Source organism: Cloacibacillus porcorum (assembly GCF_001701045.1).
GTDB lineage: Bacteria > Synergistota > Synergistia > Synergistales > Synergistaceae > Cloacibacillus > Cloacibacillus porcorum.
Genome location: NZ_CP016757.1, coordinates 28,236 through 50,708 on the forward strand (window position 1 = coordinate 28,236; position 22,473 = coordinate 50,708).

At 56.9% G+C, this 22,473-nt stretch carries 23 protein-coding genes; 8 read left to right on the top strand and 15 right to left on the bottom strand.

Annotated features, from left to right (window positions below; all coding sequences use genetic code 11):
• Positions 1-52: 52 nt before the first annotated feature.
• Together BED41_RS00135 and BED41_RS00140 are read left to right on the top strand one after the other, a co-directional pair.
• On the top strand, positions 53-751 hold the full coding sequence (locus BED41_RS00135; protein WP_066741519.1) for a lipid-binding SYLF domain-containing protein: 699 nt from the start codon (positions 53-55) through the stop codon (positions 749-751).
• 181 nt (positions 752-932) lie between these two features.
• The gene (locus BED41_RS00140) at positions 933-1,634 is read left to right on the top strand and encodes a lipid-binding SYLF domain-containing protein (protein WP_229712349.1); all 702 of its coding nucleotides are present in this window, start codon (positions 933-935) and stop codon (positions 1,632-1,634) included.
• 116 nt (positions 1,635-1,750) lie between these two features.
• On the opposite strand, the gene BED41_RS00145 is transcribed toward BED41_RS00140, so the two are convergent.
• From BED41_RS00145 to BED41_RS00200, 11 genes are all read right to left on the bottom strand, one after another.
• A complete protein-coding gene (locus BED41_RS00145; RefSeq protein ID WP_066741521.1) occupies positions 1,751-2,509 on the bottom strand; it encodes a phosphate ABC transporter ATP-binding protein in 759 nt (252 codons plus the stop codon).
• A 4-nt stretch (positions 2,510-2,513) separates the two neighbouring features.
• The gene (locus BED41_RS00150; RefSeq protein WP_066741523.1) at positions 2,514-3,392 is read right to left on the bottom strand and encodes a PstA family ABC transporter permease; all 879 of its coding nucleotides are present in this window, start codon (positions 3,390-3,392) and stop codon (positions 2,514-2,516) included.
• Positions 3,389-4,237 (bottom strand): PstC family ABC transporter permease, encoded by an 849-nt coding sequence (locus tag BED41_RS00155; protein WP_229712351.1) that lies wholly within the window; start codon positions 4,235-4,237, stop codon positions 3,389-3,391. The genes BED41_RS00150 and BED41_RS00155 overlap by 4 nt, the downstream gene beginning before the upstream one ends.
• 58 nt (positions 4,238-4,295) lie before the next feature.
• Complete coding sequence (locus BED41_RS00160; protein ID WP_066741531.1) at positions 4,296-5,123, bottom strand: phosphate ABC transporter substrate-binding protein; 828 nt, start codon at positions 5,121-5,123, stop codon at positions 4,296-4,298.
• A 415-nt stretch (positions 5,124-5,538) separates the two neighbouring features.
• On the bottom strand, positions 5,539-5,979 hold the full coding sequence (gene mscL, locus BED41_RS00165; protein WP_066741534.1) for a large conductance mechanosensitive channel protein MscL: 441 nt from the start codon (positions 5,977-5,979) through the stop codon (positions 5,539-5,541).
• A 264-nt stretch (positions 5,980-6,243) separates the two neighbouring features.
• A complete protein-coding gene (locus tag BED41_RS00170) occupies positions 6,244-6,690 on the bottom strand; it encodes a cupin domain-containing protein (protein WP_066741536.1) in 447 nt (148 codons plus the stop codon).
• Positions 6,691-6,779: 89 nt separating this feature from the next.
• Positions 6,780-8,411, bottom strand: coding sequence for a sodium:solute symporter family protein (locus BED41_RS00175; RefSeq protein ID WP_066741537.1), 1,632 nt, complete (start codon positions 8,409-8,411; stop codon positions 6,780-6,782).
• Between the two features lie 106 nt (positions 8,412-8,517).
• Positions 8,518-9,336 (bottom strand): AraC family transcriptional regulator, encoded by an 819-nt coding sequence (locus BED41_RS00180; protein WP_168160195.1) that lies wholly within the window; start codon positions 9,334-9,336, stop codon positions 8,518-8,520.
• A gap of 60 nt (positions 9,337-9,396) precedes the next feature.
• Complete coding sequence (locus BED41_RS00190; protein WP_084002133.1) at positions 9,397-10,674, bottom strand: glycine/betaine/sarcosine/D-proline family reductase selenoprotein B; 1,278 nt, start codon at positions 10,672-10,674, stop codon at positions 9,397-9,399.
• Positions 10,675-10,686: 12 nt separating this feature from the next.
• Positions 10,687-11,994 carry a glycine/sarcosine/betaine reductase component B subunit gene (locus tag BED41_RS00195; RefSeq protein ID WP_066741543.1) on the bottom strand — a complete coding sequence of 436 codons (1,308 nt, stop codon included), beginning with the start codon at positions 11,992-11,994 and terminating at the stop codon, positions 10,687-10,689.
• A 309-nt stretch (positions 11,995-12,303) separates the two neighbouring features.
• Positions 12,304-12,657, bottom strand: coding sequence for a hypothetical protein (locus tag BED41_RS00200; protein ID WP_066741549.1), 354 nt, complete (start codon positions 12,655-12,657; stop codon positions 12,304-12,306).
• 120 nt (positions 12,658-12,777) lie between these two features.
• Between BED41_RS00200 and BED41_RS00205 the strand changes: the two genes are divergently transcribed.
• Positions 12,778-13,332 (top strand): GNAT family N-acetyltransferase, encoded by a 555-nt coding sequence (locus BED41_RS00205; RefSeq protein WP_084002135.1) that lies wholly within the window; start codon positions 12,778-12,780, stop codon positions 13,330-13,332.
• On the opposite strand, the gene BED41_RS00210 is transcribed toward BED41_RS00205, so the two are convergent.
• Entirely contained in the window at positions 13,329-14,090 is a 762-nt protein-coding gene (locus BED41_RS00210) for a GNAT family N-acetyltransferase (RefSeq protein WP_066741551.1), read from the bottom strand. The two genes, BED41_RS00205 and BED41_RS00210, sit on opposite strands and share 4 nt — an antisense overlap.
• Before the next feature lie 216 nt (positions 14,091-14,306).
• Here BED41_RS00210 and BED41_RS00215 point away from each other — a divergent pair, with 216 nt between their 5' ends.
• Together BED41_RS00215 and BED41_RS00220 are read left to right on the top strand one after the other, a co-directional pair.
• Entirely contained in the window at positions 14,307-14,741 is a 435-nt protein-coding gene (locus BED41_RS00215) for a translation initiation factor (RefSeq protein ID WP_066741554.1), read from the top strand.
• 504 nt (positions 14,742-15,245) lie between these two features.
• Positions 15,246-15,647: a helix-turn-helix domain-containing protein gene (locus BED41_RS00220; protein WP_066741557.1), complete on the top strand. Its 402-nt coding sequence runs from the start codon at positions 15,246-15,248 to the stop codon at positions 15,645-15,647.
• 429 nt (positions 15,648-16,076) lie between these two features.
• On the opposite strand, the gene BED41_RS00230 is transcribed toward BED41_RS00220, so the two are convergent.
• Positions 16,077-17,522, bottom strand: coding sequence for a sodium:solute symporter family transporter (locus tag BED41_RS00230; protein ID WP_066741562.1), 1,446 nt, complete (start codon positions 17,520-17,522; stop codon positions 16,077-16,079).
• A gap of 481 nt (positions 17,523-18,003) precedes the next feature.
• Here BED41_RS00230 and BED41_RS00235 point away from each other — a divergent pair, with 481 nt between their 5' ends.
• The 3 genes from BED41_RS00235 to BED41_RS00245 all read left to right on the top strand — a co-directional run bounded on the left by BED41_RS00235 (position 18,004) and on the right by BED41_RS00245 (position 20,380).
• Positions 18,004-18,318, top strand: a complete 315-nt coding sequence (locus tag BED41_RS00235; protein WP_066741564.1) for a hypothetical protein — start codon at positions 18,004-18,006, stop codon at positions 18,316-18,318.
• A 244-nt stretch (positions 18,319-18,562) separates the two neighbouring features.
• Entirely contained in the window at positions 18,563-19,189 is a 627-nt protein-coding gene (locus tag BED41_RS00240) for a DUF6273 domain-containing protein (RefSeq protein ID WP_066741567.1), read from the top strand.
• Between the two features lie 282 nt (positions 19,190-19,471).
• Positions 19,472-20,380 carry an Ig-like domain-containing protein gene (locus tag BED41_RS00245; protein WP_066741570.1) on the top strand — a complete coding sequence of 303 codons (909 nt, stop codon included), beginning with the start codon at positions 19,472-19,474 and terminating at the stop codon, positions 20,378-20,380.
• 122 nt (positions 20,381-20,502) lie between these two features.
• Here BED41_RS00245 and BED41_RS00250 read toward each other — a convergent pair whose 3' ends face one another.
• Both BED41_RS00250 and BED41_RS00255 read right to left on the bottom strand, forming a co-directional pair.
• Positions 20,503-21,012 (bottom strand): GNAT family N-acetyltransferase, encoded by a 510-nt coding sequence (locus tag BED41_RS00250; RefSeq protein ID WP_066741573.1) that lies wholly within the window; start codon positions 21,010-21,012, stop codon positions 20,503-20,505.
• A 362-nt stretch (positions 21,013-21,374) separates the two neighbouring features.
• On the bottom strand, positions 21,375-22,298 hold the full coding sequence (locus BED41_RS00255; protein ID WP_066741576.1) for a DMT family transporter: 924 nt from the start codon (positions 22,296-22,298) through the stop codon (positions 21,375-21,377).
• Positions 22,299-22,473: the final 175 nt, after the last annotated feature.

The window sequence follows — 22,473 nt, forward strand, 5'->3', positions numbered from 1 at the left end:
TATAAAATAATAATATAATAAAAATAGAGACACCACAAAAGGAGGAAAAGGGATGAAAGTTAGCAGAAAAATCACCATTTTTGCGCTGATCGCGCTTCTCGTCGCCGGCGCGGCGCAGGCCGCCTTCGCGGAGACGGCGCATATGAGGCGCATCCGGCTCTCGACGGATCTTATCAACAAGATGGCCAAAGAGCAGGATGCCGACGCGCTGGCCGACGTTATAAAATCAGGCAAGGGCGTCGCCATCTTCCCAGCGGTGACGAAGGCCGGATTGGGCATCGGCGGGCAGACGGGCGAGGGAGTCGTATTCCTCCGCCAGTCCAACGGCAGATGGACGGGGCCGGCTTTTATGGGGATATCGGGAGCCTCGATCGGTTTCCAGATCGGAGTACAGTCCGTGGGGCTGGTGCTCGTCATCACCAATGAGCAGGGGCTGCGGGCCTTTACGGGCGGCAACAGCTTTAAGCTCGGAGCCGATGTGGCGATCGCCGCCGGTCCGGTTGGACGCGACACCTCCGCCGCGACGGACGGACGCGCTAAGGCCTCCATATACAGCTATTCGATGTCCAAGGGACTCTTTGCCGGCATCTCTATCGACGGCTCGGTCATAAACCAGAACCGCGACGCGAACAAGGCCTACTGGGGACGCGATATCTCGGCGGCAAACGCGCTTAAGAAGCCCGCGACGGACAAACGGGTGGCGCCGCTCATCAAGGCGCTCAACAATCTCATCAAAAAGGCTCCTAAATAATATTTCTGAACGGTAAGAGTCCGCCCCCATCGCCGCAGGGGGCGGACTCTTTTTTGCCGTCTATACGGAAAATAGGCTGATACGGTAATTTTACCGCCACGTCCGAAGGCAAATTACCATCCCCGCAGCCCTCTCTCCGGAGTAAAACTATAACCAGCAAACGGGAAAGGGGAAATATAAAATGAAAAAACTTATCGGACTTTTCTGCCTCATGATAATGGCGGTATTCACCGTTATATTTGTCAATGAGGCCTATGCGGCGGAGACCCCGCTTTACATGAAGCGTATTGAGATGGCGACAGACCTTGTCAACAAGATGGCACTGCAGGCGGATGCCGCGGGAATGGCGGACACGATCCGCTCTTCTAAGGGCGTGGCGATCTTTCCCGACGTCGCCAAAGCGGGCTTCATAATCGGCGCGGAGGAGGGACAGGGGCTCGTGCTGCTGCGCACGGAAAACGGCGGCTGGAGCGGCCCCGCCTTTATGGGGATCTCGGGAGCCTCAGTCGGCTTTCAGGCGGGCGCCGAATCGATCGGGCTCGTGCTGGTGATAAACAACGATAACGGCCTGCACGCCTTTACCGGCGGCAACAGCTTCAAGCTCGGCGCCGACGTGGCGGTCGCGGCGGGACCGGTGGGACGCGAGTTTGGCGCCTCGACCAACGCGCCGCTCAAGGCCTCGCTCTACAGCTACTCGATGACCGAGGGGCTCTTCGCTGGTATCTCCCTCAGCGGCCTGGTAATCAATCAGAACAGAGACCTCAACCTAGCCTACTGGGGAAAGAAGATGACCGCTCAGCAGGCACTCGCCGATCCGGCTACCAACTCGCGTATCTTGCCGCTGGTGCGCGCGCTTGACGGACTGATGGAAAAGGGAAAATAGGAAAACACAGCGCCCCGCAATAAAAACGGCGCTTTAAACATAGAGCGGCAAGGTAAGAACAGGCGTCGCCCTCCGTTGAAGTGGAGGGCGCTGCCTGTTTTTTATTCTGGCCGTCTCTAAAGCAGCTCCTCGAGAAAAACCTCCGCCGCCTCTCCGCGCGGGAGAGCCTCACGCTCAAACTCGTTGATTATGCGTCCCTCGCTCAGGATCTTGAAGTGCGCTCCGAGCTTTCTCGCCTGCGCGAGGCTGTGCGAGACCATGATCAGCGGTATCCGCGCCTCTAGCTTCTTTAGATGTTCCTCAATGAGCTCGGCGGATTTTTTATCGAGCGAAGCCGTCGGTTCGTCAAGCAGGAGGATGTCCGGTTCGAGCGCGAGCGTCCGCGCGAGACACATCCTCTGCTGCTGGCCGCCGGAAAAACTTGCGGCGTGCCGGTTTAAGCGGTCCTTTACCTCGTCCCAGAGGCCGACGTCACGGAGGCTCTTTTCCATCCGCCCTTCGGCCTCGTCCCTTTTAAGGCCCAGCGTCAGCTCAAGGGGCAGGATCATGTTCTTCCTGAGGGAGAGCGGCAGCGGATTAGGGCTCTGAAAGACCATGCCGACGCTGCGCCGTATCCGCGTCAAATCCGGTGCCTCGCTGCCGTAAACCGGTTTCATGCCGCCCCCTATCGCAAGCCGCACCGTTCCCGTTCCCATGTAGCCGGCGAAGCTCTCGTTCAGCCGGTTCAGAGCGCGCAGCAGCGTCGTCTTGCCGGAGCCGGAACGTCCTAACAGCACTGTGATGCCATGCCGCGGAATATCGGTGGTAATGCCGTGCAGCACCTCTTCACCATTGAAGGAGACGCACAGCCCCCTTATCTCAGCGCAATTTTCCATAACGTCAATATATCCCCTTCCAGCGGCGTTCCATGCCCCTTTGACAGAGCCAGGCAACCCCCATCAAAAAGGCCGAGAGCAGCAATAAAACCAACGAGGCACCGAATCCGCGCAATAATTCGCTTTCGTCGGCATACTGCGCCGCGGTGTAATAGACCAAAAACGGCAGGGCTTCAAACTTTGCGGCAAGACCGGCGGGCAGCCCTGAATTCACGACGACGCCCGTCAGCATTATCACGGCGGTATCCTCCGCCGCGCGCCCCATTGAGAGGATTATCCCTCCTAAGATACCGCGCGCGGCGGCGGGAAGCAGCAGGCGGCGCAGCAGCTGATTCTCAGAAAAACCCAGCGAGGCACCGGTTAATTCAAGCATTGGCGGCAGGCTCTCCATCGAAGAGCGCGTTGTTACGACAAGCGACGGCATCACAAGCAGCGCCAGGCAAAAGGCGGCGAGAGAGATGCTCGTCGTCGCGCCGGGCGCGAAGGTGTGCCGCAGCGCGAGGATCAGCACAAAGCCGAAAAGCCCCATCACGATCGAGGGAACGCTCGCGAGCAGGTCGATGGCGAGCGAGAGGCGCTCCTTCGTATGGCCCCTGGCGAAACGTGCGAGGTAGATGCCGCAGCCGATGCCCGGGACCGCCGCCATCAGCATCGTCAGGAGGACGAGACAGAAGGTTCCCGCGAAGGCCGGCCAGATACCCTCCCAGACAGGACGCAGCCCCATGATCGCCTCATAGGGCGGCGTATCGCCGAAGAAAAGCTGCCGCCCGATAAGGGGGAATCCCTTTTCCGTGAGGAAAAAAATCAGTGCCCCGCAGGCTCCGGCCACATAGGCCGCCCCCGCGCAGGAGATAAGGCCGCAGATCAAAAGCCGTTTTTTCATCCTCTTTCACTCCCTCTTCGGATCGCTCTGAAGAGAATATTCGCCCCCGTGCTCAGCGCAAGCAGGATGCCGCCGGCGACGAAGAGAGAATAATAGGCCGTGCCGCCGACATCGGAGGAGAGTACGAGCCCGATATGCGCCGTCAGCGTACGGATGGCCTCAAAGGGCGAGACCGGGTACTGCACGGCGTTGCCGGCCAGCATTGTGGGGATCATCGTATCGCCCGCCGCGCGTCCGAAGCCCAGCAGCGCCGCTCCCCAGAGCCATTCCTTGCAGGCCGGCAGCACGACATAGACGAGATGTTCGGCTCGGGAGAGGCCGAGAGATTCGGCGGCGAGGCGGCTCTCCCGCGCCGTCTGGGCGACGGCGCTCTCCATCGTCAGCACCATCGTCGGCGTGATAAGCAGCGAGAGTACGAGGGTGGCCGTAAACCAGGAGAAGCCAGAGCCTCCCATGCCGTCGCGTATCAGCGGCACGAGGAGGAATACAGAGGCAAAGCCGTAGACGACCGTAGGTATCGCCGTCATCAGGCGCAGGAGCGATGAAAGCAGCGAGGCGCTGTATTTTTCGCCAAAGCCGTGTATATGGCAGATACATCCGAAGGAGATGAGCCAGCCCAGGGCCAGCGACGAGAGGGAGAGCGCCGCGGTGGCCGCGATCATCGGCAGAATGCCGAAGTCCTGCGTCTCCGGATGCCATACGGAGGTAAAGAGCGTCGGGCCGCTCATAAAGAGCCCCTCCGCGGCGCAGAAGGTTATAAAGACGAAGACGGTCGCCAGCAGCGCCGTCACGTAAACCGCCGAGGCCCGCAGCCAGAGCGGGGTATTTGGGGAATCTATCATCATAAGCCGCCTTTTATAAAGACGGGGCGCCAAGGTTGATTTTTCCGGCGCCCCGCAGGATTTACTTCTTTCGTGGAAGCGGGATGTAGCCGCTGTCTTTGATGATCTGCGCGCCCTCGGGCGAGTAGATATAGTCGATGAAGAGCGCCGTAAGCCCTTCCGGCTTGCCCTTGGTGTTCATGAAAAGGTCGCGCACGACGGAGTATTTGCCGTTCGCGGCGTTCTCCTGCGTCGCGGTCATCCCCGCGAGCTTGGGGGCCTTGACCGAGCTGTCGATGTGCCCGATCCCCACGTAGCCGATCGCGCGGGCGTCCTTCGCCACGGCGGTCTTCATCGCGCCGTTGGAATTTACGACGTTGGCCTTCGCGGCGACGCTGCCCTTTTTGATTGCCTTGTCGGTGAATACCTCGCGGGTGCCGCTGCCGTCCTCGCGCACATAGAGATTGATCTCCGCGTCGCTGCCGCCGACCTCTTTCCAGTTGGTGATCTTGCCGGCGTAGATGTCGATAAGCTGTTCAAAGGAGAGCTCGCCCACCTTGTTGGCGGGATTCACGACGACCGCCACCCCGTCGATCGCGAAGGGGAAACTCTCAAGACCGTACTTCTCGATCTCGTCTTTTTTCAGCGGGCGGCCGGTGTTGCCGATCTCCACGAGCCCCTCGCCGGCCTGCTTGACGCCGACGCCCGAGCCGCCGCCGGCCACAGTGATGCGGATATCGGGATTCGCGCCCATGATGCGCTTGGCCGCCTCTTTCATGACCGGAATATGCGCGGTGCCGCCCGCGATATCGATCTTGCCCTTCTGCCCCTTGAAAACGTCCAGCGGTGAGGCCGCAAAGGCCGTGGCCGCGAAAAGACAGATTACTGCCGCGATAAGAAATTTCTTCATAACAGAAACACTCCTTAATATTTTTATTGTCCGATATAAAAGGCCGAGTCACAGGCCAAAGACCGGCAGCAGCCGCGGGGCCGCCGCCATATCAAAACGCCACATCAATGCAGGGGGAAATTTATTATAGGGAGCCGGAACCGTTATCCGGCCGGAAAAGAAGATCCGGCGGAAAAAGAGGACCAGGCAACCGCGCAATGCATCCCGTGCATTTTATCAGCGCTAGATCACGTCATCTTTTTCCACCGTCCTTAAAATCGTTACATTATATTTACCAGTGTAATATCACACTGAACCGGCTAAATGTCAATGAGAGAATTTGCGTTAAAGTTAAAATTTAGGCAAAAAAACAAAAGGGGAAAACCTTTGGACTAAAGGTTTCCCCTGTTGTCGGGCCGAAGACGGCGGCCGGCGCTTACAGCTCGGAGGTGCAGTGCGGGCAGCGGGTCGCCTTTTCATTGATCTCCGAGAAGCAGTAGGGGCAGAGGCGCGGCGGCTGTTCCGGCTCCGCGGGCTTCTCCGTTCTAAGCCTGTTGGCGAATTTGACGACCACGAAGATGGCCCAGGCCTGGATGAGAAAATTTATGACGGTGTTGATGAAGGAGCCGTAGGCGATGACGGGGATATTCTGCGCCTGCGCCTCGGCGAGCGTCGCCGCGTGGATGCCCGAGAGGTTGATGAAAAGATTTGAAAAATCCATTCCTCCGGCCAGCAGCCCGATCGGCGGCATGAGCACGTCGTTGACCAGCGAGGTGACTATCTTGCCGAAAGCCGCGCCGATAATGACGCCGACCGCCATATCCACCACATTGCCGCGCATCGCGAATTCCTTAAAGTCCTTGAGCCAGCCTTTCATAACATGACCTCCTATAAATAATTACGGTGCTATAAGGGTAATATAACACCGAATTGCTGCTATCTATGTGCTGTTAGCATTTTATATCAAAAATATATGCGTACAAGGGATAATTTACTGATAAGAGAGGAGGGCGGAACGTGGTTCTTCGATACACAATCTGCCGGCGCCATAAAAAGGCGAAGGGAAAGATTCCTTCGCCGCGATCCGTGGCCGTCGTTGTTTACCGCCGCTCAGGCCTGAGCGGGTTCTTAGAAACGGTGATTATTCCTGGCCGGCGAGCTTGTCGCCCTTTGGCTTTACCCGCTCCCAGATCTTAGCCACCTTTTCGTCGTCCCAGACAAAGCTGTCATAGGTTCTCAGCTTATTGTAGCCCCAGAAAACCCTGATAGTTTTATCGCCGTTGTTGTAAATCGAATGTTTGGCGTTGACCGGCATATATATAGCCGTGCCGGGGCCGCACTGCTGCTCCTGGTCATCTACCCGCACAAGTGCGGTTCCCTCGATAAAATAGTACCATTCCGCCGCGTCTTTATGGTGATGCAGGACATGCTTTTCTCCCGGATCTAATTCATAGATGCCGAAGAACAGGTCGGGGCTGTCGGGGTCGGACAGGACTTTGAAGCGCCCCTTGTCCTCCGCAAAAATTTCCGGTATTCCCGTATAATCTCTCCAAGAATCAACTTCGTCTTCATGATAGAAATACTTCATTTTCAAAAACCCTCCTGTTGTGTTTTATTGTGTTTCAAATCATTAAACCTATTTTGTAATCTCAATATAGATGCCGCCGCAAGGGCTTATTAATTGGCGGCGACCCTTTTGAAGGCGCTGTCGAGCATCTTTATGCACAGGAACATTAGGATAGTGCCGATTATTATGTATATCCAATTTACCCATGTCCCGATACCTATTGAGAGGATCAGAGAGCCGGAGGCGCCGAGGAAACATGCTTTGAAAATGTCGGAATCGATCTTTTGCCCGCTTTCGTTAAAGCCGGGAAGCAGCGGTTTTATCGATTTTTCACCGGCGGTCAGCCAGGAGATGACGATCGTTGAAATGGCTGAGAAAGAGACTCCCCAGACTATCGGCAGCGGCAGTTTCATGCTGACGGTAACTACCGCTGTAACTGCGCCGACCACGATGCCGGTGATAAGTCCCTTCGCCGTGGCTTTTTTCCAGAACATGCAGCTCATCAGGGGGAAGAATATCGCCGAAGAGTAGACATTAAATCCGATGCCTATTATTGCGATTATCCCCTTTACTTTAAGTACGAAGAATATGGAGAGTACCGCAATAACTACGGTTATCAGGCGGCAATACAGAAGTTTCTGTTTTTCCGTCGTATTTTTAGGGAGTGAGGGCTCAACGATATCTATCATCGTGCATAATACGGCGGTCTGCAGGTTAGAGTCGATCGTGGAAATTGTCGCCGCGAGAATTGCCGCGAGCATGAGTCCGACGAATCCCGGCGACAGTGCCCGTGAGATCAGAGCGAATATAGCGCCGTCTTTATTGTCTCCCAATACCGACGGTTCGATCAGCATGGCGGCCGAGAGGCCGAAGAAAACTACAAAACCCGCAAGCAGCACGCAAAAAGTAAAACCAAACATGCTTCCGGTGACGGCGGTTTTCTCGTCCTTCGCTGTGATAAACCTCGTCAGATGCGAGACGTCGCAGCAGGCGGCGAGTATGCCTCCCAGCAGAAAACCGAACCACCATAAATTTGGCTGCAATGAAAAATACTTCGCGGCGTTTAAGGTACTGTGCAGCGCCTCCGGGGTAACGCCGCACTTTGTGACCAGCGCGTAGGGGAAGAGGAAGAAGATCAGGGGCATCATTATGCACCATTGAAGGACGTCGTTGTAGACGACGGATACGAGCCCGCCGATCGCGGTATAGGCGACCGCGACGCAGACGCCCAATATGAGGGAATATTCATATGTCAGTCCATATTTCCCGAACATGAGGTGCACAAGAAGGCCGATGGCCGCCATATTGCTGCTCAAGATTGACAGGGACATCCAGGTGCCGCCGAGTCCCACCAGTTTTTTTAGCGTTTCCGACCCGAACCGTCTTAAGAAAATATCTCCGGCGCTGCGAATTTCGATGGTATTGGAGCACTTTTTGATCTTTCTCGCAATGCCGGACATGACCGCGATCCAGGCTCCCAGACTGTAGCACTGGCTGGAGATCAGCACGGACGCGCCGTTGACGTACGCTCCCGCGCTGTATCCTACCAGAGCGGAGGAGCCCTTCATGGTCGCTCCCTGAGTGCATAATGTCGAGAAGATCCCGAAGGACTTTCCGCCAAGAAGGAAATCGTCGCCCCCCTTTGTCTTTCTCACACTCTGATATATACCGTTAGCTATGATTACGAAGAAATAAAAAACAATCACCCATAGGTCTAAAGAGGTTACTCTTAGGTAAGACATAGATATCATCTCCTTTAATATTGGTGTTTTATTGCCTCTTGTTTATACAAGCGGCAAAAGCAAAGTACGCAGCAGACATTTCCCGCGATTTTTCAGAGTTGATTTCCTAAGTCCCGCGGCAGACATTCCCGTAGCGGTTGGGGTTGACTCCGGTTATCTTCAGGAAGGTCTTTGAAAAATGGCTCTGGTCGGTGAAGCCGAGCTCGTAGGTTATCTGAAGCAGCGGAAGCCCCTCCGCCATCATCTCCTTCGCCCTGTTCACGCGCAGCTGGTTTATATAGGCATGAGGAGAGAGGCCGATCTCCTCCTTGAAGAGCCTCATGAGGTAAAAGGGGCTGATGTGGGCGATCTCCGCCAGCTCTTCGATGTTCGGCACGGAGGCGAAATTATCCTTCAGATATTCCTTCACGGCGAGGATGTGCGACGATTTTACGACCATCCTTGAGATGGTATTGCCGGCCATCTTTGAGAGAAGCAGCTCCGAGCTTTTGATGATGTCGCTGATATCGGACTCGGAGCCCGCTTCGACGCCGCGCTGGATATTCAGGTAGCTCTCCCAGAGCGCGGGGTCGGAGAAGCATGACACCGTGGCCTTTTCGTTCTCAACGGCCCTCTTTGCTTCGCCCGACAGTCCCTCTTCTTTGACGAAGACGGTCCTGTACGAGCACTCTCCCATCTGTGAGGAGAGGTTGAAGCTGTGCGGCACCTCCGGCCCCAGGATGAGGAAGTCTCCCGGTTTCAGGTCCAGCCGGAAATCACGGAAGTTCATCGGCAGAATGCCGCTCTCCACGATGCTGATGGTGTAGCCGTGGTGCAGGTGCGAGGAGTCGCGCGAGGGCGGCAGATTTTTCGCCGTCAAAAAATCCAGACACTGAAGCGTCTTTCTGCTCCAAAGTTTTCTGATGGCTCTATTCTTTTCCTTCATCTGCACGCCCCCCTTTTTTGAACAAAGGCCGCCCGCCGGCATCGCTCCGGCAGGCGGTAGTTATTTAGTTACCTTCTCCAGCGCCTCAAGAATGAGGGCCCGGCGCTCGTTATATTCGGCGCCGCCGTCTTCGCTGGGATTGGCCAGCGGGTGTGGTATCGCCACTCCGTGGACGACGCGGTTGCTTCCGAATGTATGGGCGATCGGGTCTATCGCCGTGATATGGGCGCAGGGTATCCCCTTGCGCTCCACCTCCTTGGTTATCGCTGCGCCGCAGCGGGTGCATGAGCCTCAGGTGGAGACCATGATCGCGGCGTCGACGCCTGCTTTGCTCAGCGTCTCCGCGATGCCGCGGCCGAAGGCCTCGCCGTTGAGCAGCGACGCTCCGGTGCCGGCGGTGGTGTAGTAATACTCATGCAGCTTGCCGATGACGCCCTCTTTTTCCAGGCCGCGCATGACGTCCACGGGCACGATGCGGTTGGGATCGGCGTTGGCGAAGCTGGTGTCGTACCCGCCGTGTATTGAGATGACGGCGCCCGGCTCAAGGCGCTCCGCGCCGTCAAGCGGGTAGACGCCGTATTTGGTGGCGGAGGAGCTCTCTATCTTGTCGGGATTTCCCGCCGGTACGATGCCGCCGGTATTGAGCAGCGCGACCGTCGCCTTGCTCAGGTCGCCGACGGCTTTGGCGACGGCCACCTTCTCGGGAATGGCCTGAAGGTATTCCGAGGTGAAGGGCTCGCCCTTCATCTTTTTAAGAAGCATCTCCACGGCCCGCTTGCCGCCGTTTTCTTCGCGGAAAAAGTTGTTCCTGATGTGACGGTGGAAGTAGTTCTCCTCCGCCGCGGAGCCTAGCTCCCTCTTCTCCAGCAGCTTTTCCGCGAGCTTTGCCATATCTTCGAGCGCCGGTTTGATGGCGCGCGCCGAATTGCCCGTCTTGACGATATACATCTCGTCGCGGAACATCTCCACGGCAGGGCTCTCGAAATTCATTCCGGCGACTCCGGGAATCCCCAGCGTTTCATGCGCCAGCCTGATCACATGGCCGCAGGCGAAGCCGTATCTTCCGGCGTAGAACGACGGTCCGGCGATGATAATGTCCGGCCGGTATTCATCGAGCGCCTTTTTGAAATCGGCAAGCACCGCGTCGGTATGTTCCGCGAAATAATTGTCGCCGCAGACGTAGGTGGCGCAGATTCGGGCTTTGCCGTCAAGGAGCTTGTCCAGCTGCGCGCCGGGGCCGACGGCTCCCGCCACCAGCTTCGGTTCAAAGTCGGCCTTGTCCTCGCCGCCGATGCCCGCGAAGAACTGGTTTATATAGTGAAGGATCTTATATGTCATCCGAAAGCCCCCTTATATCCAATCCGCGGAGAGGCGGCTAATGCCCGCCTGCGCGCAGGAACATGGTATATGGATGAGCTCGGTGTAAAAATGCTCCGGCTCCTCCGGCCCGCAGCTGATCGCCGCCCTCACAAGCTCAAGCGAGGCGGGGTTTCCGATCAGCGTCTCAAGCCTCTCCGGTACGGCGAGCAGCTGGTGCGTGTTGCCTACGCTGACCATCGCGTCGCACTCCGGCACCCAGTCGGCGAGGCCGGGGCTCTTTCCGTCGCGGCCCCCGAGCTCGTCGGAGATGATGACGGTCTTCACGCCCGCCGCCTCAAGATTCTTAACGTTGAGCATAATATCCTCGTCGGGATTGCCGTGTCCCTCAGTGACGAGGACCGCGCCCTCCGCCCCGAAAAGCTTTGCGAGCTTGGCGGTAAAGAGGCTCGCGCGCTGCTTGCCCTCCAGCGTTATCACCTCGTTGTGCAGGATCACGCCGAGGAAACGGAGGCGCTTTCCGTGCTGCTCGAAAAATTCCTCGATCACTGGGCTGTTCTGCACCTCGTACATATACTGCTTGTCCGAACATACGGTGCAGTGGGCGCCGAGGAAGGTTGTCACCGCTCCGTCGAGAATCTCGTTGGGGTGTAGCATCGTCGGGATCATCGTCGTTCCCGCGAGCTGCCCGTAGACGTGGAAGTCGATTATCTCGGGATTCTGTCCCAGCATCTGCATCACATAAACGACGCCTGGCAGCTTTTCGTCCGCCGGCGCCAGTTCATAACACTTCACCTCGTCGGCCTTGATATCCGCGCAGCGTTCCGCGAGATAGGCGGCGAGTCGGAAAGAGGCGAAGCGGCAGGCCTCGTCCGTTGAAAGAGTCTCATCCTTGAGCCTCTCCGGCCTCACATGGGCCTCCAGCACCAGATTGAAGGTCTTTGAAAATGGCGTATATTCGGCGGCGGGACCGCTCATATCCACGAGCCCGCCCGTGCGGCACTTTAAGCCTTCGTCGCCGCTTTCAGTCACGAGCACCGCGCAGTTTTTCAGCGCCAGCGTCGCGCCGATACCGGCCTGTTTCATCCCGCCGACAATGCCGGGAAAGACCGCGCCCTCCGAAGAGAGCTTGCACCTTGGCTCGATGGCGGCCTTGACCGGGATGATCCTGACATTCTCTCCGGGGCGTGCGATATGCAGAGAGAAGCCCGCAACCACGGGAAAGTCACCGCATGACGCTATGGCCTCGTCCCTATTGACATAAAGGACGCCGTCTTTGACGGTGGTCTTTTCTCCCCACTCAAGGCCCCTGATGTTTATCTTATGAAGATCCAGTTTCAAAACGACCCTCCCCTTTTCTATGCTCCCGCCATGCCGGCGTATGACGAAAGACACCGTTATAAGAACTCCGCTACTATATTAAAGTACGGGGACGGCCGAGGTCTTGTAAAAAAATGCAATAAAAATAATAGATGAAACAATTTTTTATAGATGGGCAAAAAATTTTTAATAAATCTATCTTATTGCAGGCAGAATGCTATCGTGATGGTCTAACGAGGGCTTTTATACGGGGTAATTAATAAAATAAAAGATATTATCTTAATATTAAATGAAGTATAGATAAAAGAAGAGAGATCTCTCTTCTTTTATCTATCCGTTACACCCGGTACAGCCGCCGCAGGCATCGGTGCGGAGGCCGGAACAGCCCTCCGGTTTTGCCCCGGGACGCGGTTCGTGATGGCAGCCTCCGCCCTCCGTCATCATCTCGTATACCGGCAGGTAAATAGAAATGATGGCTTCGACATTCTCACGGCAGCCGCGCCCTGAGGGGTTGCGCGACGCGCATTCGTTGTCCTCGCAGAGCGGCACGGCCTTGGCCATCGCCTCGTAGCTGTGAGCGCCCTCCATCATCGCGTTAAGAATCATATTTTTCGTGGTTCCCGTGACGGTGCAGACGGGCGTGTCGGCCCGCGCATCGCGCCAGAGACTCTCCAAATCTATCATAAAACTCATTCCCTTCCTGTGTTTTTTCTATTATAGCCTATCGGCGGTATGGGTTGACCCGCAGCTCCATAACCTTTATAAATATGAGACCGGTAACCGCCATAAAAGGAGGCGAACTCAGTGATCGAGACAGAACGGCTCATAATGCGCAAAATAACCGCGGAGGATTTTGAGGCCGCGTCGCGGATACTTGGCGACGCGCAGGTGATGTACGCCTGGGAACACGGCTTCTCCGAGGATGAGGTCCGCTCGTGGCTCGGCGAAAACGCGGCGAGATATGAGCGCGACGGATTCAGCTTCCTCGCGGCGGTCGAGAGATCCAGCGGCGAAATAATCGGCTTCATCGGCCCCCTTGTCGAGACCATAGAGGGATGCCGCCATTTTGGCATCGCCTACATATTAGATAAAGAGCGCTGGGGCTTGGGCTACGCCACGGAGGGGGCGCGGGCCTCCCTCGCCTATGCCTTTGAGCGTCTGGGGGCGGAACGGGTGATCGCCGAGATCCGGCCGGAAAACGAGGCCTCGCGCCATGTCGCCGAGCGCCTCGGCATGAAAACGGCGGGCAGCTTTATAAAATATTACCGGGGAAAAAATATGCCGCACCTCATCTATGCCGTCTCAAGAGAAGAATGGGCGGCCTCCAATCAGACGCCGCCCGCTCCGGAATCCGCTTAAATATCATCTGTCAGCGAGCAGATGGGAATCTTGTCTATCACCTTAAAGCCATAGTTGATGTAAAAGGGCAGCCCCGCCTCCGTCGCGAGAAGCACGAGCGGCTTGCCCTTATGCGCGAGCGCCGCCGTGAGACCGTCCATCAGGCGCGCGGCGAAGCCGTGGCGGCGGTGTTCCGGCAGAGTGGCGAAATAATAGAGACCTACGGTGCCGGCCGTCTCATGGATGAGCGCCGTTGAAAGATACCCCTCTTCGCCCTCAATCGCGAAGGCCGCGTTGGCCTTGTGCGTGGCGAGATAGGCTCCGTATCTCTTGTAAGAATCTACACCGGCCGAGGCCTCCCCGCCAAAGGCGAACCAGGCGGCCTCGCCCCATCTCAGCGCATCCCTCTCCGTTATCCGCGAAACACCCTCCGGCATCTCACCGGCGCGCATGCTTTCCGCGGGCAGATACATCGAAGTGTATATCCGTCGGCGCAGCAGCCCGCGCTCCTCAAATATCTGCGCAAGGCTGTAAGGCGTCTGCGGCAGCCAGGGAGCGACGAACTCCGCGCGGCGATTGCTGAAAAAGGAGAGCGCCGCCGAGACGTCCTCACTTTCCGCGCCCGCGCCGAAGATCGCGTAATTCTCACCAGCGTAAGGCTGACCGCTCGCCGCCGCGAGCGACGGGGCCTTAAAGGGCAGGGCCGCGCCTCCCGGCGCGCCGCTTAACATCTCCGCGAAGGAGAAGAAATTTTCATCGAAAGCCTGCAATCTATCCATAAGTAATACCTCTCATATCCATATTTCACTCTATTATAATTAAATAGCCTAAACTTAAAAACAACAAGGGTGAATTACAGATTTAACGCTGAAATATTAGCAAGAGAGAGGTTCGGCCAATGTCCCTTATGGTCTTCGCTACCTTGCGCGGCGCTCTTATCCTATAATTCTAACTGCCGGCAATCTTTGCCATGTTCAGGGAAGGAGAAAATCGAATTGAGAGAGAAAAAAAATAAAAAACTTACCGAAGGCGAAGGCTTTTCCCTCTCGCAGCAGGGGCCGCTGGGGATATCGCTCGGAGCTCTGCTGGGCGCGGAAGAGGCGAGGCCCGCGGACTCCGCCGCCGCAGGGAAAGAAACGGAAAAAATACCACCGAAACCGTCGCCGGAGAAATCCGCTGCCGAGGCGAAGATCTCAAAGGCCGCGCTGCGGCGCGAACGCGCGGGGCGCGGCGGCAGGACGGTGACGATCGTGACACTGCCGCAGGACTACCGCGGCGACCTCGCGGCGCTCGCGAAGGAGCTGCGCAAAGCTCTCGGCTGCGGCTCCACAATAGAGGAGGGAAAAATTGTCCTTCAGGGCGACATCATGGAGCGCGTGGAGGCCTTTTTCAACAAAAAGGGCGTGGCAAAGGTGACGAAAAGCGGATAAAAAGAGTTTATTTAATTTGATTTATACTGACTAATAATTAAACGGCGGGAGTTATAAAAAACCAGCCGTCCGTTCGTCTTTTTATAAAGGCCGGATGGGCGTCCTCTATATCAGTGGCGCCCGTCCGGCCTTTAGTAGTTCTGTTTCAACTGCCTGGATAATGCTGTCTTATTTGGAACGTTTTCTCCTAGCGATAAACAACGTAGACGCCGATACGTGTATCAGCAGACAGGCGAAGTCCGTTCCGGCGTTGTTCGTGTAAAACTTGGATTTCGTGCCTGTTCCAGTTCGATCCGACCCAAGACATCGAATTATCCTGAATACGCAGACTGAAATAACCATTTACATCGCTCAATCCGAAAAATTAAAAGTCAATAATGAATATTATAAGTCTGTAAGCCATATTTCAAAATAAATCAAGCCTTATGGCCTTTTGAATATGACGTAAAGTCCTTCCATAATCACATTATAGTTTTTTGATATTCTGTTGAGGGGCGACAAAAGATGATAGGAGATGTCGTGAGAAAATACCGGAAGCTAAGAGGGCTCACCCAGCCGCAGCTCTGTGAGATCCTGAATATCCATCAGACCCACATAAGCAAGATCGAACAGAACAAACGCTGCCCATCCGTAGAGCTGCTTGCGGAGATACGCAAAGTTCTCGATATACCGCTTATGGAACTTTGGCGTGATGAAAATACGGAAAAAGTTTTCTCAGATGGCTTGCGGGTTGGAAGCCCTTCGACGTCGGGGGAGTTTTGGGATGCGGAGACATTGGAGGATGCCGTCGCCGGCGTGATGGCGCAGCTTGACGACATCCAGAAGGAAAAGGTGCTGGATTACGCCCGCGGACAGCTGGAGGTAAAAAGGGCTAAGGAGCTAATAAAAATTTACCGGAACAGTTGATACGCGCGCTGCGTGTTTAGCGAACGCGACGGCAGCGCGGAGACGATTTTCTTTTATGTGTCTATCCTTGTAAATTCTCTGATTGTTTTATTTCTGTATATCAGATCCTCCCTCACGGAAAAGCCGCGGTTTTCCCAGAAGGCGTTTCCCGTCTTGTTGCGCGCGAAAACGACAAGCGCGGCGGCGGTATGGTAGATATATCCCCTTCTGCCATCATGACCGCTGATGATTACATAGAAGAGCAGAGGCGGCGGGCCATTTTAAAGCTTCGGCAAAAATATTGCCGTCCAAACGGGCTTATGCGGGAGCCGTTCCCGCCGGGTATGAAAAGGCCCCCGCCGCCTCTGTTGCTGTTTTGGCGGCGAAGGGTCTGATTGTACGTTCTATGGACATTGGGTCTATGCGAGGATATCTTTTTCGGTATCGTCCCTATGCCTCCGCTCCCGCTTCGGCCTCCACCCTCACTCTCTTCGCGCAGAGGGCGAAGATCGCCACCGAGGCGAGGATTCCGGGGATTATCGGGTGAATCGCGCCGAGGATTCCCGGGGCGGCGAGGCCGGTCAGCCCCTTCGAGGTTGAGGCGTAGGCGGCGGCGTACCAGGCGATGGAGCCGAGGAAACCGCCGAGCGAGCTGAAGAGGGCCGCGCGGGGGCCCGCCTTGGGGCCGAAGGCCAGCAGGCCGAGGTAGGGGACCATGATCGCGCAGGCCAGCAGCGTCCAGCTGGTGGCGCAGATCACGGCGATGATGGAGCCGCTTTTGAGCGCGAAGATGCCGCTGCCGAGTGTGCAGAGTACGACGGCGATGCGCCATGACCAACCCTTGAGTTCCTTTTTGAGCACGTCGCGCCCAAGGCTGCCGCTTGCGATGTGGAGCAGAGCGGAGGCGGTGGAGAGCGAGGCCGAGACGATTGCCAGCGCGAATAGCTGCTGTCCTATCGCAGGCAGGAGGTTATGCACAAGGGTCGGGAGCACGGTGTCGGGGTTCGTGATGCCGCCGCCGAGCATGACGCGGGAGAGCGCGCTTGCGAAGTAGGCCCCGCCCACCACCACGGAGAGTGCGAGCATCGCGAGGGGGGCCGCCTTTTTCGTCTCCTCCATACTGCGCAGCGCGAAGTGGCGCTGGATCAGCTGCGGCTGCGCCCAGATGCCGACGGAGGTCACTATCGTGAGAAAGATGACGTTGAGGCCGCCGGCGCCGCTGGAGAGGGCGAGAAATCCGTTATCGGCCCCTTTGGCCGGCGGCAGCGCGGCGAGCTGCTGCAGTCCCGCGACGGGGCCGCCTACCGCTCGGAGGAGCGCGATCAGCAGCGCGCCGACGCCGATTATCATCACAAGCCCCTGGATGGCTTCGGTGTACAGCACTCCGCGCAGGCCGCCCCAGATGACCGAGAGGCCGACGATCGCCACCAGCGCCACCAGCGCCGCGTTCACGGAGATCGGGAGCACTCCCGCCACCATCACAGCCGCGCCCTTAAAGACCGCGGAGCCGTAGACGACGAGAAGAACGACGGAGATGGCGCCGAGAAAGGTCTGCAGGACCGGTATCTGGTAGGCTTTGGCCAGCAGCTCCGCCGGTGTGCGCGCGTCGAGCTTTCTCTGCCAGAGGCGCGTCGGCCAGGCGAGGAACCTGTAAACGAACCAGGTGCCGAGCCAGACGTTGCCGGCGGCTACGAGCAGCATTTGCAGCCCGAAGAGGTAGCAGAGGCCGCCGAAGCCCACCAGAGCCACGGCGGAGATGTAGGTGGCGACATAGGCGAGCGCCTGCACGACGACGCCGACCTTACCGGGCAGCAGTGCGTCGTGGCTGCGCGAGTATTTGGCGATGAGGACGAGAACGAGGGCGTAGCCTATCCAGAGCGGCGCGAAGGTGAACATTTTACCTCGCCCTCCTTGCGATCATCACGATAGACCAGGCCGTACTCCAAATAAGCGAAGCTCCCGCGCATACTACCCAAAGATCCGTTCCAAACATTTTCATTACTTCCTTTCATCGTTAAAATTTTATTTATAAATTTTTAATTGCCCGCAATATCAAAAAAGGACCGCTGCCCCTGAGGGCGGCGGTCCTTGAAGTATCTTTCAGAGTTATTACCTTATGCTGTCTGAATCACTTCGTGGAAAACACCGAAAACCCCGAGGCATCGTCTGTGCGGGGATAAGCATAAAAGTAATAATAATAGCGGCTGTTATTAAATATTGCCTTTTCCATCGCGCGTGCCTCCTTTGGTTTCGAAAATCTTTACCACTTTTCGTTGGTGAAGTGAATGATACGCCGATATTATCTCCCTGTCAAGACAGGATTTCAATTTTTCGGGGCTTTTGTTAATTGCAAAAGTAAAAGCGTCCCCAAAGAGAAATGAGCATCGCGTTAACCTCTGCGGATGAGGACGCGGCGGCCCGCCTGCGCAGGGCGCGCGCCGAGGGCGGCGAACTGTTGCTGGAAGAGCCGGAAGAGAGCTTCGTCGCGGAGGAGGAGAGATACGCGGAGGCCGAACTGTGGGCGACGCTCGGCGGCGTCCTCACCGCGAAGGAGCTTAAGTTCACGCGGGCGCTGTCGGAGGGTCGGAGCCAGCGTGAGGCGGCGGAACGGCTCGGCGTAAGCCGGCAGGCCGTGGCGGAACGGCTCAAAAAAATCCGCGTGAAGGTGAGGGAGGCGCTGACGATAGAATAAGAGGAGACGGATAATCGGGGAAAAAATAAAAAGGCTTCACAAACGCCAAAAACTGCGGTAGGATAATGCGTGAACCAACAAAATATCCACAGTAAAAATACTTAATAAGGAGACAAAAAAGATGAAAAAACATCATAATGACCATAAGCTAAACCGGAATACCCCCCCCCAAGAACTAAAATCAAGTTTACTTTGTCGCTCACCCTCTCTCTTAATCTTTCTCTTACTGTCACTTACACTAGTATTGGGCGCGGCGCGGAACGCCGCGGCGCTGACGAGCGCGGACGTCGTCTATTACGGGGCATACCCGCAGTCCGGCACATCGGATGACTTCAAGGTGGAGCCCGTTCTCTGGCGCGTGCTCGAAGTGAGCGGCGATAAGACGGCGCTCATGCTTTCGGAAAAGATACTGGACGGCGGCGTGTCATTCAATCCCGATTACAGCGATACCGATCCATACTATTCCTGGTGGAGCGAATCGCAGATCCGCAAATTCCTCAATGGCAAAGAATATGTCGAGTCGGTCTCAGCGGATGTGACCAAGATAACGGTGAGGAACCCGAAGCCCTATTCCTTCTACGGGAAGGCCTTCTCCGCGGGCGAAGGCGGCGGGATAATAAAGGCGGATGTGGACAACTCGAGCACACGGGGTGCTACCCCCGGTCCCAAGACAACCGATAAAATATTCCTCCTTTCCTACGCCGATGCGAAAAATACTGCCTATGGTTTTGCCAATGATGATAATAGCAGTAGTTCCCGTAAAGCGGAGCTTACCGGCTATGGCGCGTCGCAGGGAGTCATGAGTAATACGGAAGGTAACAAGAAGTATGGTTATTGGTGGCTTCGTTCCCCCGGCGGCGGCGTCTACTGAGCGTCAGACGTCGATAGCGTCGGCGGCCTCGACGATGGCGGCGTTTATCTTGGGGCTGTCGGCCTTCGTCCGGCTTTTCATTTAAATCTTGAAAACATCATCTTCACATCTCCCGCCGCAGGCGGGAAACAGGATGACCTGACCGCCTCGCTCTATAAGCAGAGCTACGCCTCCGACGATAAGGGAAGAGATGAACACAAACTGACCCTCGCGACAAATACCTACAAACTCGTCTCTGCCGACGTTACCTCAGGGAAGATAACCGCCGCCGCCAGCGTTGACGTGGCCTACTCCGGGGCCTCCACGGGCGCGGGCTACCACCTCGCCGCCGTTATCACGAGCGGCGACCGCTCCCTCTATTACGGACGGATAAAGAGCCTTGAAACGGCGGCCGACGCGTCGGGCGCCGCCACCTTCGTCATCCCCGAATACCGCGAGGGCGAAGAGGTCTATATTTTCGTCGAGGGCCGTAATGACAATGACGACTATAAGACGGATTTTGCGGGCGTGCCGATCTGTATCGCGGGAAGCGGCAGAACGATAGAGCCGCTCTCCGAAGATGTGGAAGAGCCGCGCCCGGAGACAAAATTTGTGACCGTAAATCCCTCGGAGCTGACCCTCGTAAAGGGTTATGACAAAAAACTCACGGTATCCTTTGCGCCCGAGGGGGCGCTGGAGGAGGTAACCTGGAGCAGCGACAGCCCGGATGTCGCCGCCGTCGACCCCGTGACGGGAGTCGTCAGCGCGCTGAAGGCGGGGAGCGCGAAGGTCACGGTGAAGGCGAAAACGAGCGGTAAAGAGGCTTTCTGTACCGTCACGGTGACGGAAAAGCCTCAGGCTTCCGGCCTGATACTCACACCCGCGGCGATGACGGTCAGCAAAGGCGTGACGGAAAAGATAACCGCCTCCTTCCGGGGTATCGCCGAACAGCCGCTGACCTGGAGCAGCAGCAAAGAGTCGGTCGCCACGGTGGACAAAGAGGGTAAGGTTACCGCCAAAAGCGAAGGAACCTGCGTGATAACGGCGGTCACAAAAGACGGCAATTACAGCGCCTCCTGCGAGGTGAAGGTGACGGCGGCGACGGTGGTCCACGGCGGTGGCTCAGGCGGCTGCAACGGAATCGGCGCCGGCGCGCTCGCGCTGCTGGCCATGCTTCCCTGCCTGCTGATAAGGGGCAAAAGGGAGAGATAGGCGGGTACCGCCTATATGTGGCCGCCTCAGCAGAACCGCGGCGGCCAGAGGAAGTGAATTTTTAACGGGAGCAAAGGAGGCGCGCGGCACCGACCGCGCGCCTCCTTTGCCATTATGCTCCCCTACGCGAAAAATTCTTCCGCGTATTCCACCGCCGCCTTGGGCGCGGGGAGCCCTTCGCGCAGAGGCAGGGCCATGAAGTTTGCCTCCGGAACGTCGAAGGGCGCTTTGATGGCAAACTCCGAGGCCGGGCGGTATCCGGCGCGCGGATAGTAGTTCTCGCTTCCCAGAACGACGGAAAATTCGTAGCCGAGCTCTTTGGCTATCCGGTGCCCCTCGGCCATGAGCCGCGAGCCGACGCCGCGCCGCTGGAACTCCGGCAGGACCGAGAGCGGCGCCAGCGCCAGCGCGGGGGCCTCTCCGAGCCCGATCCTGGTAAACATGATGTGGCCGACGATCCGTCCCTCTTCTTCCGCGACAAGCGAAAGTTCGGGTACGAAAGCGCCGCTTTTTCTGAGCCGCGCTACAAGCTCATGTTCAGTGCCGTCGCGGTGCTCGGCGTTTTCAAAGGCCCTCTCCACTACACGGCAGACCTCGGCGTGGTCTCTTTCCTCTTCTCTTCTGTATATCATTCTGTCGTTTCCTCCATTATCAATCATATGCCGCTGGCGTCACTCTGCGGCGGACAGCGTCTCGGTTTTTTTACGGTTTTATCGGGCGGGGAGGGGTAGATTTACGGGAGACTTTGCCCATACGAAACAAAGGGTGCGGTTGAAACCGTGACCATCGAAAGGCCATTTATTGGTACGCCCGTCACCGCCCTGTATGAAGCAAAACCACATACCAACATAATACGGTATAAAACACCGTTTACGCAGTCCCCTTATGCGGTTTGGTCTCCCTTACAATGCGGTCAAACAGGCACCCCTTGTGTAATTCATTTTTTCAACGATAGCATCAGGTGCGCAGGCTGTCAACAATAGGGCGGGCGCCGCTATTTTTTATTTACCAGCCAGATGCCGCTCATGATCATCGCCGCGCCGAGCAGGAGCCAGAGGGTGTAGCGTTCGCCGATGAGGAAGTAGGAGATGACCATGCCCGCGACGGGCTGGAGGAACTGGAAGACGATGAGTTTCGCGACGGGCATTACGGCGAGGGCTTGATACCAGAGCAGGTAGGCGAAGGCCGAGGAGAGCGCGCCGAGGAAGATTATCGAGAGCCAGGTCTGTACGGTGAAGGTGGGTATTTGGGAGAAATCGGTGCCCACGATGAAGCTGGCGACGAGCGCGTAGAGGAAGGCAAAGACTATCTCCCAGAAGATGGAGAAGGCGGGAGACATTTTGGCTTTGAGGAATTTACGCGAAGCGACAAGGAAGACGGCCCAGTTGAGTACGGATAGCAAGATGATGTAGTCGCCCACGGTGCCGAAGGAGCCGGTTTCGGCGGTCTCTTTCACCGTTCCCCAGGCGAGCACCATCATGACGCCGGCGGCGGAGAGGATGAGGCCGAGCACGCCGGCGCGCGAGATTTTTTCCCCGAGGAAGACGCGTCCGAGCACCGCGACGATCGCGGGAGAGGCGACCATCATCCAGTTCGCGTTGCCCGCGCCGGCGGTCTTCATCGCCACGGCCTGTATCCCCTGGTGGAAGAAGATGCCCTGGAAGCCGATGAGGAGCAGTATAACCGCCTCCTCTTTCGTCGGCAGCCGCAGGCTTTTTTCAAAGAGGCAGCCGGCGGCGAGCACCGGGATGCCGAAGAGGAAGCGCAGCAGCAGGATCAGCGAGGGCTCCGCCTGCGCGAGCGCGTATTTTGTCGAGGCGAAGCTGCCGCCCCAGATCGTGACGGTGACGAGGATGATTATATAGTCATAAAGGCGCGGTCCCGCCGGACGCGCGTTGTCTAGTTCTCCCGATGGCATAGGAACGGAGACACCTCCTTGATAAAAATCTGCTGAACCAGGAGAAATTATACCCTTATTTCGCCGTTATGAGCGCGCCAACATGGACAAAGGATGCGGCGATCTTGGAGTTCATAAATGAAATTCGCCGGTTTTTTGAGGGAGGTTGTCCGCGCGAGAAGCTATTTGTTAGCCC